Origin of the sequence: Pseudonocardia nigra (assembly GCF_019396355.1) — a bacterium.
Taxonomy (GTDB): Bacteria; Actinomycetota; Actinomycetes; order Mycobacteriales; family Pseudonocardiaceae; genus Pseudonocardia; species Pseudonocardia nigra.
The window spans coordinates 1-7,823 of sequence record NZ_JAHKRK010000291.1 but is presented as its reverse complement, the minus strand read 5'-3'; the positions used below and the strand labels follow the sequence as shown (position 1 = coordinate 7,823).

The 7,823-nt window shown below is 72.8% G+C and carries 7 protein-coding genes; 3 read left to right on the top strand and 4 right to left on the bottom strand.

The genetic code is table 11. The annotated features are described in order from the left end of the window. Positions 1–338 precede the first annotated feature (338 nt). Positions 339–1,217 (top strand): diacylglycerol/lipid kinase family protein, encoded by an 879-nt coding sequence (locus KME75_RS38055; RefSeq protein ID WP_219419791.1) that lies wholly within the window; start codon positions 339–341, stop codon positions 1,215–1,217. A gap of 85 nt (positions 1,218–1,302) precedes the next feature. Here the strand turns inward: KME75_RS38055 and KME75_RS38050 are convergent, their stop codons facing one another. Then, the gene (locus tag KME75_RS38050) at positions 1,303–2,436 is read right to left on the bottom strand and encodes a phytanoyl-CoA dioxygenase family protein (protein ID WP_219419790.1); all 1,134 of its coding nucleotides are present in this window, start codon (positions 2,434–2,436) and stop codon (positions 1,303–1,305) included. 92 nt (positions 2,437–2,528) lie between these two features. Between KME75_RS38050 and KME75_RS38045 the strand changes: the two genes are divergently transcribed. Beyond that, positions 2,529–3,551 (top strand): LacI family DNA-binding transcriptional regulator, encoded by a 1,023-nt coding sequence (locus tag KME75_RS38045; RefSeq protein WP_219419789.1) that lies wholly within the window; start codon positions 2,529–2,531, stop codon positions 3,549–3,551. Here KME75_RS38045 and KME75_RS38040 read toward each other — a convergent pair. From KME75_RS38040 to KME75_RS38030, 3 genes are read right to left on the bottom strand one after another with little or no spacing between them, the layout of a single operon-like run. Beyond that, positions 3,526–4,743, bottom strand: coding sequence for an NAD(P)/FAD-dependent oxidoreductase (locus KME75_RS38040; protein WP_219419788.1), 1,218 nt, complete (start codon positions 4,741–4,743; stop codon positions 3,526–3,528). The genes KME75_RS38045 and KME75_RS38040 overlap by 26 nt on opposite strands. Before the next feature lie 13 nt (positions 4,744–4,756). Then, positions 4,757–5,071, bottom strand: coding sequence for a MocE family 2Fe-2S type ferredoxin (locus KME75_RS38035; protein ID WP_219419787.1), 315 nt, complete (start codon positions 5,069–5,071; stop codon positions 4,757–4,759). 15 nt (positions 5,072–5,086) lie between these two features. Continuing rightward, positions 5,087–6,160 carry a fatty acid desaturase family protein gene (locus KME75_RS38030; protein ID WP_219419786.1) on the bottom strand — a complete coding sequence of 358 codons (1,074 nt, stop codon included), beginning with the start codon at positions 6,158–6,160 and terminating at the stop codon, positions 5,087–5,089. 269 nt (positions 6,161–6,429) lie between these two features. On the opposite strand from KME75_RS38030, the gene KME75_RS38025 reads away from it, so the two are divergent. Beyond that, entirely contained in the window at positions 6,430–7,449 is a 1,020-nt protein-coding gene (locus tag KME75_RS38025) for a LacI family DNA-binding transcriptional regulator (RefSeq protein ID WP_219419785.1), read from the top strand. The last annotated feature ends 374 nt before the right edge of the window (positions 7,450–7,823 follow it).

Here is a 7,823-nt window from a genome sequence, read left to right as displayed (position 1 = left end):
TCATCGCCGCCATCCGCCGTTCATCGACGCATGGAACGAGCGCTGTGAACCGTTCATCTGGACCAAGGACGCCGAGGCCATCCTGGCCAAAGCGCAGCGTCAAAAGACTTCGGACACGAGACACTAGCCGGCCGGCGACGACGAGCCGATCCCGCTGCGGCAGGTCGCGGTGGCGCCGACCCACGCTGGTGATCAGGGCCGGGTCGGGACGGCGGCGTGACCTCGGCCGAGGCGCTGGTCGGGGTTCTGACCACGATCCGGCTACCTCTCGACGAGCAACTCCGCGACGGGACGGAGCATGATGTGCGGCGACCGCCCCCGACAAGCCGATTGGTGCCATGTCCCGACCGTTCGAGTCCGTCGTCGTCGTGTTCAACCCGAACAGCACCGGCGACGCCGAGGCGCGCGCCCACGAGCTGGCCGAAGAGCTCGGCCGCCGCGCCCCCGACCTGCCGGTGCAGTTGCGGCCCACGGAGTACGCCGGGCACGCCCGCGAGATCGCCGCGGACGCGGCGCGCGCCGGGCGGCCGCTCGTCGTCTCGGTCAGCGGGGACGGCGGCTACAACGAGGTCGTCGACGGCGTCATGAAGGCCGGGACGGACAGTCCCATGGCGGCGGTGCTCGCGGCGGGCAACGCCAACGACCACCGCAGGGTCACCCGGGAGCGCCCGCTCGCCGACGCGATCGTCGACGGCGACACGAAGCGCCTCGACCTGCTGAAGCTCGCGATCGGGGACGGCGGGCCCGACGTCCGCTACGCCCATTCCTACGTGGGGTTGGGCATCACCCCAGCGGTCGCGCTCGAGCTCGAGGAGGGTGGGAAGGGCTCGCTGCGCGAGATTGTCTCGACGATCCGCACGTTCTCCCGCTTCCGTCCGTTCGAGATCGAGACCGACCACGGGCGCGAGCGGTTCGACAGCCTGATCCTGGCCAACATCGCGGAGATGGCGAAGTACGCCACGCTCAGCGAGGACGGGCGCCCCGACGACGGCCGGTTCGAGGTGATCGTGCTGCGCCATACCGCGAAGTGGCGGGTGCTGGGCACCGCGGTGAAGGCCGCGTTGCGCGGTCTGGGCCCGCAGCCCACCGCGCGGTCCTACCGCTTCCGGACGGTCAAGCCGATCCCGATGCAGGTCGACGGCGAGCTCTACGAGCTGGAAGCGGGCACCCCGGTGTCGGTGGAGATCGCCCCGAAGGCACTGCTGACCGTGTCGTAGACGACGGCCGTGCACACTGCGGCGGGACCGTGCACAGGTCGGGACGTGTGCACGGCGGCCCGTTGTTGTGCACGGTCCTGTCGGGTCATGCCGTGCGGCGGCGCGCCGCGTGCTCCGCCAGTGCGGTGGTGAGTGCGGCGGGCTCCCACCCTTCGGCGAGGGCGCGGCGGAGCACGTCGGCCTGGCTGGGCGGGGCGAGCCCGTCGACCGGCGGGTCGCGGTCCAAGTTCGTGGGGAACGGGTAGCCCTCCGCGGCGGCGGCGACGGCATTGGCCGTCCCGGCGGCGTCGGGGTGCTCGCGCAGCGCCGGGTAGAGCGCCAGGCACATGCGCTCGCGGTCGACGCTCTCCATCGCGCGGCCGAACGCCGAGGAGATCTGCAGCAGGTTGGCCATCCGCCGGATGTCGGTCGACCGGTTGTGCCCCGCGGCGTGCATGACGGCCGGGTTGAAGAACGCGGCGTCGCCGACCTCCAGGGGCAGCTGCACGTGGTGGCGCTCGAAGTACTCCTGGAACTCGGGCCGGTGCATCGCCCGGTAGCCGGGCTCGTACTTCTGCGAGTGCGGCAGGTACAGCGTCGGCCCGCTCTCCACCGGCATGTCCGAGTGCGCGACGGCCCCCTGCAACGTCAGGACGGGGGAGAGCCGCTGCACGTGCGCGGGGTACTGCTCGATCACCTCGGGGGCGAGGAAGCCGAGGTGGTAGTCCCGGTGCCCGACCTGCGCCGTCCCGCCCGGGTTCACGACGTTGACCTGCGAGGTGACCTGGTAGCCCGGACCGAGCCAGGCGGTCGCGACGAGCGCGAGCACGTCGTTCGCGTAGTACTCGACGAACACCTCGGGGGCGCGGACCGCCAGCTTCTCCAGTGCGTTCCACACGCGGTCGTTGGCCCCCGGTGCCGCGAAGTGGTCGCCCGCCGTGGCCCCGCTCGCGCGCTGCTCGGCGATCAGGTCCTCGAACGCCCGCGTGGTGCGGTCGACGACGGCCCGATCCGGGAAGACGCCGCGCAGGACGACGACGCCGGGCCCGTGGGTGAACGCCCGCACGAGCTCCTGCTGCACCTCCCGCCGATCGGCGGCCAGCAGGTGCGCGGCGTCGTAGACGAGCACCTCGTCGACCACCGTCTCGGCGTGCGGGTGGTCGGCGAGGTCCGTGCGGTCGGTGAGGACCGCGCGCAGGTCCTCGAGGTCGATTCTGCTGCGGGGCCGGGTCGTCGTCATCGTCGTCCTTTCCGCTGGTGAGGGCTTTGAGCGTACGGTGGCACGGCGCCGTGACAACGGCAGAAAGCCCTCAAAAACCCCTCAGGAGCCCGATGGGTCGCCACCCGCACCCGATCCGTGAGATCGCCCGCCAGGCAGGCGTCAGCGAGGCGACCGTCGACCGCGTGCTGCACGAGCGCGGCGGCGTCCGGCAGAGCACCGTGCACGAGGTGCGCCAGGCGGTCGCCGACCTGGACCGGCAGCGCACCCAGGTCCGCCTGCACGGGCGGACGTTCCTCCTCGACGTCGTCATGCAGGCCCCGGAGCGGTTCACCTCGGCCGTGCGCGCCGCGCTCGAGGCCGAGCTGCCGTCGCTGCGCCCTGCCGTGCTGCGCTCGCGGTTCCACCTCCGGGAGACCGGGACGGTCGAGGAGATCGCGGCGATGCTCGACGGGATCCGGCGGCGTGGCTCCCAGGGGGTGCTGCTCAAGGCGCCGGACGTCCCGGAGGTCGTCGAGGCCGTGCAGCGCTTGGTGCGGGCACGCGTCCCCGTCGTCACGCTGGTCACCGACCTGCCGGCGAGCGGGCGGCTCGCCTACGTCGGCATCGACAACCGCGCCGCCGGTGCGACCGCCGCCTACCTCCTGGGGCAGTGGCTGGGCCGCGAGCCGGGGGACGTGCTGGTCACCCTCAGTCGCAGCTTCTTCCGAGGGGAGGAGGAACGGGAGATCGGGTTCCGCGGCGCCATGCGGGCGCGGCACCCGGACCGGCGGCTGGTCGAGATCACCGAGACCGACGGGCTGGACGCGACGATGCGCGACCTCGTGCTGGCCGCGCTCGACGCCCACCCGGGCGTCCGTGCCGTCTACTCGATCGGCGGCGGGAACGTGGCGACGCTGGAGGCGTTCGACGCGCGGGGGCGGGAGTGCGCCGCGTTCGTGGCCCATGACCTCGACGGGGACAACACGCGGCTGCTGCGGCAGGGGCGGGTGTCGGCCGTGTTGCACCACGACCTCGGCCAGGACATGCGCCGCGCCTGCCAGGCGATCATGCGCGCGCACAAGGCGCTGCCCGGCGGGGTGTACCCGTGGCCCTCGAACGTTCAGGTGGTCACGCCGTACAACCTGCCCCTCTGAGCAGGGACTTCAGCGGGACCGCCGGGTCGGCCAACGCCGCGGGCGCGGGGGTGGCGCGGCGGCCGACGAGCAGTTCGGCGACGCGGACGTCCCGCGCCACCGCGTTGCCCTCCCCGACGGCGCTCGCCGCCAGCAGCCGCCCGTCCTCGCCGAGGCCGAACCGGATCTCGACCCCGTCCGGCCGCCGCCGGACCACCTCGGTGACGGCGGCGTCGGGCAGGCCCGCGATCTGCAGGGTCAGCTCGTACTGGTCGGACCACATCCACGGCACCGCGGCGAACGGCTCGTCCGCGCCGAGCATGCTCCGGGCCGCCGCGGTGCCCTGGTCCTGCGCGTTCCGCCAGGACTCGAGGCGGATCCGCCGGTCGTCGTAGAGCGGGTGCGGGAACGAGCAGCAGTCCCCCGCCGCGAAGACGTCCGGGTCGGACGTGGCGAGCCGGGCGTCCACCCGGAGCCCGTCGTCGACGGCGAGGCCGGCCTTCTCGGCCAGAGCCGTCTCCGGGACGGCGCCGATCCCGGCGACCACCACGTCGCACGGCACGGTCTCGCCGGTGTCGAGGTCGAGGCCGGTGGGTTCCAGCCCGGCCAGGCCGACGCCGCACCGCACGTCCACCCCGGCCCGGGTGTGCCGGTCGGCCAGCACCGCGGCGACCTCGACGGGGACGACCCGCCCCATGAGCCGCGGCGCGACCTCCACGACGGTGACCGTGCATCCCCGGGCGACGGCGCTCGCCGCGAGCTCCAACCCGATGAACCCGCCGCCGACGACCCCGACCCGCGCCCCCGGCCGCAGCCGTTCCCGCAGGGCGAGCGCATCGGCGTGGGTGCGCAGGTACCGGACGCCGTCGGCGCCCGGCAGCGGCAGCCGCCGCGGTGCCGCCCCGGTGGCGAGCAGGAGCCGCTCGTAGCCGAGCCGGCGCCCGTCGGCGAGCCCGATCTCGTGGGCGTCGCGGTCGACGTGCGTGACCGGAACGCCGGCGAGGAAGCTGATCCCCGCATCCCGCAGCGCGGTTTCGTCGCAGATCGTGGCGGGCGACGGGGCGTCGCCGATCAGCGCGGCCTTCGACAGCGGCGGCCGCTCGTACGGGGCCATCGCCTCCTCGCCGACCAGGGTGACCGGCCCGGTCCAGCCGGCCGCGCGCATTGCCAGCGCCGCCCGCGCCCCGCATTCGCCGCCACCGACGACGACCATCCCGCGTGCGGCTTCACGGGACCTGGATGTGGACGGTGCCGTCCTCGACCTTCACGGGGTAGATCGCGAGGTCGACGATCACGGGCGCGCCCTTGGCGAGGCCGGTCCGGTAGTCGAAGCGTCCGTTGTGCTTCGGGCACTCGATCATCCCGTCCATGACGAGCCCGTCGCAGAGCAGCTCGCGTTCGTGCGTGCAGTGCCCGGCGGTGGCGTAGAACTCGTCGTCCGGGGAGCGGTAGACGGCGTAGTGCTCCCCGTCGTGCTCGAACGGGACGACGTCCTCGGGGTCGATGTCGTCGACGCCGCATGCGGCGATCCAATGGGACATGGCGGGCTCCTCGGATCAGGCTGCGCGACCGTCGGATACGGCGTGGAACGGGGCCGCCCCGGCGGGCAGCTCGCGGCGGATGTAGTAGTTCTGGTCCTTCAGCTGCCGCAGCACGGCGGGGACGATCTCCTTGTACGCGGCCCAGAGCGACGGGTACGCGGGCGCGAGATCGTGCTTGATCTCCTCGTGCAGCTCCGGCAACCGGTGGTACGGGACCATCGGGAACATATGGTGCTCCACGTGGTAGTTCATGTTCCAGTACAGGAACCGGTTGAGCCGGTTCATGTGCACGGTGCGCGTGTTCAGCCGGTGGTCGAGCACGTTCTCGCCCATGCCCGCGTGCTGCGTGAGCCCATAGACGTAGATCATGTAGGCCCCGTAGAGCCGGGGACCGCCGATGAACATCGCCGGCAGGATCGAGCCGGTCAGCACGCAGGCGGCGGCGGTGGCCGCGTAGATCGCGAGCCAGATCCGGGCGGTGCGGTGGACCTTCGGGCGCTCGGTGTCCGGCACGAAGGTGGCCTCCTCCTCCGTGAGCCGGCCCGCGGAGTGCAGCACCATGTCGCGTAGCGCGAGCGGGACGTCGACGAGCCCGACGAGGTTGGCGATGATCCGCGCGAGCCGGGCCGGGCGCATCGCGACGATCTCCGGGTCCCGGCCCACCACGAGCGTGTCGGTGTGGTGGCGGGTGTGGCTCCACCGCCAGACCGTGGGGTCGCGCATCACCATGAACGACGCGAGCTGGTACACGACGTCGTTCACCCAGCGGGTCCTGAACGCCGTGCCGTGCCCGCACTCGTGCCACCGGGAGTCGGACGCGGAGCCGTAGAGCACGCCGTAGGCGAGGAAGAACGGCACGGCGAACCAGCTGCCCCAGAACGCGAACCCGAGCGCGCCGAACACCACGATCGCGCCGAGCCAGATCGCGGTGTCGCGGATCGCCGGCCCGTCCGAGCGCCGCATGAGGTCCTTCATCCGCTTGCGCGGCACGTCGCTGCGGAACCACGTCGCGCCGGCCAGGCCCGCCTCGACGGCGCGCGCCGCCTCGGGCCCGACCAGGCTGTAGCGCGCCAGGCGCTCCCTGCCCATCCGGCACCTCCGAAGTCGTCGTTGATCGGTGGATTGGACCGGTCCAAGTACGTCCAGCGTGACTGGCGCCACGGGACCGTGTCAACCCCCGCGCCCGCCGCCCGCCGCCCGCCCCGACTGCAGCAAGGTGGCTTTACTGCAACAGGACGGCAGTAAAGCCACCTTGCTGCGACTCGCGGGGCTGGGGCGACGGCGCGCGGCGGGTGGCCGGGCGGGTTCTGTCGTTATGGTTGATGCTTGGACCGTTCCACTTCGACCGGAGGCAGCAGATGGTCGCGAACGACGCACGGCCGACGATCCGCACCGTCGCGGAGCGGGCGGGCGTGTCGAAGTCGCTCGTGTCGCTCGTGCTGCGTGATTCGCCGAACGTGAGCCAGGCCAAGCGCGAGGCCGTCCTCCGGGTGATGGACGAGCTCGGCTACCGGCCCAACGCCGCGGCCCGCACCCTCGCCGAGAGGCGCACCCGGGCCATCGGCGTGCTGCTCAACGACCTGCGGCAGCCCTGGTTCGCCGACCTGCTGGACGGCCTGACGTCCGTGCTGCACGCGCGCGGCCAGCGAATCCTGCTCGGCGACGGCAGGCTCGACCGGCTCATGGATGAGACGCTGACCCGGACGTTCCTCGAGCTGGGCGTCGACGGGCTCGTCCTGGCGGGCACGATGCCGATCTCACCGGCGATCGCGGCGATCGCCGAGGAGATCCCGACCGTCGCGGTCGGCAGCCGCGATCTGGACGTCGGCCGCGTGGACACCGTCGCCAACGACGACCGGCTCGGCGGCAGGCTCGCCACTGAGCACCTGATCGAGCTCGGCCACACCCGGATCGCGCACATCTCCGGCCCGACCGGCCTGGTGGGCACGCTGCGCCAGGCCGGCTACGAGGACACGATGCGCGCGCAGGGGCTCGTCGAGCACATCGCCGTGGAGCCCAGCGACCTCACCGAGGACGGGGGCTACCGGGCCGCCGTCCGCCTGCTGAGCAGGCCGGTCCGGCCGACCGCGATCGTCGCCGTCAACGACATGGCCTGCCTCGGTGCCCGCTCGGCCGCCACCGAGCTGGGGATCTACGTCCCCGGCGCGCTCTCGCTCGTCGGCTACGACAACTCCCACCTCGCCCGGCTGCGCTGCCTCTGGATCACCAGTGTGGACGGTGCCGGCTTCGAGGTCGGCCGCCGGGCGGCGCACGCGCTCCTGGCCCGGATCGCTGACCCGGCCCGTCCCACGGACCTCACGCTGATCACGCCGTCGCTCGCCGTCCGCGGATCGACGGCACCGCCGCACACCGGGTGAGGCGGGCAACGCGTGCCCGCCGACCCGCACCGCGTCCGGTGAGGCTGCCAGCCGCGTCCCGCGGATCACGAACGCGGTCTTCGCGCCCAGAGGGCCCCTGGCTGCGTTGTCGGCAGGCCCGGGTACGCCAGGTACGACTGGGCTCCCCTCACCCACCCCGCCGGCTCCGCCGGCTGCCGTTCCCCGGGCCTCCGCCTTGCCAGGAACCATCTGGATCACGAATCTCATCGCCCCTGATCCACGGGACACGGCCTAGAGCGTGTCCCGTGGATCATGCGGGTCGGCTGCGGTAGATCTCTTCTGTGCTTGATCGCCACGACTTGACCGACGCGGAGTGGGCACGGCTGGAGCCGTTGCTGCCCGACCGGACACCG

Coding starts and splice junctions, on each gene's coding strand:
- KME75_RS38055 (WP_219419791.1), top strand. CDS start 339: ATGTCCCGACCGTTCGAGTCCGTCGTCGTCGTGTTCAACCCGAACAGC.
- KME75_RS38050 (WP_219419790.1), bottom strand. CDS start 2,436: ATGACGACGACCCGGCCCCGCAGCAGAATCGACCTCGAGGACCTGCGC.
- KME75_RS38030 (WP_219419786.1), bottom strand. CDS start 6,160: ATGGGCAGGGAGCGCCTGGCGCGCTACAGCCTGGTCGGGCCCGAGGCG.
- KME75_RS38045 (WP_219419789.1), top strand. CDS start 2,529: ATGGGTCGCCACCCGCACCCGATCCGTGAGATCGCCCGCCAGGCAGGC.
- KME75_RS38035 (WP_219419787.1), bottom strand. CDS start 5,071: ATGTCCCATTGGATCGCCGCATGCGGCGTCGACGACATCGACCCCGAG.
- KME75_RS38040 (WP_219419788.1), bottom strand. CDS start 4,743: ATGGTCGTCGTCGGTGGCGGCGAATGCGGGGCGCGGGCGGCGCTGGCA.
- KME75_RS38025 (WP_219419785.1), top strand. CDS start 6,430: ATGGTCGCGAACGACGCACGGCCGACGATCCGCACCGTCGCGGAGCGG.